General features: G+C 51.2%; 1 protein-coding gene. It reads right to left on the bottom strand.

The genetic code is table 11. From position 1 onward, the window contains the following. Positions 1-51: 51 nt before the first annotated feature. Positions 52-950, bottom strand: an 899-nt coding sequence (locus ACFQ03_RS22960; RefSeq protein ID WP_379291253.1) for an ATPase, incomplete at its 5' end; no start/stop codon positions are given.

The following is a 950-nucleotide window of genomic DNA, read 5'->3' as shown; positions in this document are numbered from 1 at the left end:
TGTAAAAAATACTTCGACGAAGGTCATTGGAAATCCTTGTTAGTTAATTGGTCAGCCGTAGTTTTTTTTTACTTCCAGCTCCACTTCCTCCAGGCTGGCCAACAAACCTTGGCTCGTCAGCGCTTCCTCCAACAGCCGGATTTCTTCGGAATCGGTAGTAATTTTGTAGATGACTTTATGATATAAGGATTCTCTTGCAGAAGCACCGGCAGCTACCGCATCCGCCCAATAAAAAAAGGAGCGCATACCCGCCACCCCTTTGATGGCGTTGGCCCGGGCCGTTTTGTCCAATACGATAATAATTTCCGCCAGAACGTCCAGCACCTCGCGATTGCGATAACCGGTTTTGGCAGCGGCACGCTCCATCATGACTTCTTTAGGCGGCAAATCCATCTTCTCCGTATGCTGAATCCTGTCGCGCAAAGCCTCGTTAAGCGGTCTGCAGCCCGCATAATTCCGGTTGGTGGTAATGACCGCTATGAAGTCCGGATGTCTGCGGATGATTTCCGTAGGCAGATTGATGCTGCCATCCAGCTCCAAGGCCGAGTTAAGCGCCATTAATACCGCGGCATCCCGAATGACGGTCGGTTCCTGTATTTCCAGAATGTATCCTTTCTGATAGGCCCTGACTATTTCCGAAGGGTAGAAACGATACTCCACGGCTTCTCCCTCCGTGTTCTCCGCAGCCAGCTTCAGCAATTTTTTCATTCTCAAGGCAGCCTGTTCCTGCGAAACCCCCAGCACATCCATCAATATTTCAGCCGCGCTTTGGAAACCGTCACTTTCATAGAGAGCTTTCAGCAGCTTCTGCTCCTCCGGCTCCATCTTCTCCAGGCTCTCCCGGGAAACAACCGGCAAAATGGCACCGATGACATCGGTTTTGTCCATGTCGGCAAAGCAGGTCACTTTTGTATACGGGAGGCCCAAGCGCGCCGATAAGGCTTTGGCAA

The sequence above is a fragment of the Paenibacillus residui genome, assembly GCF_042677205.1.
GTDB classification, from domain to species: domain Bacteria; phylum Bacillota; class Bacilli; order Paenibacillales; family NBRC-103111; genus Paenibacillus_L; species Paenibacillus_L residui.
The sequence above is the reverse complement of the archived record's forward strand: the minus strand, read 5'-3'. Positions and strand labels throughout refer to the sequence as shown.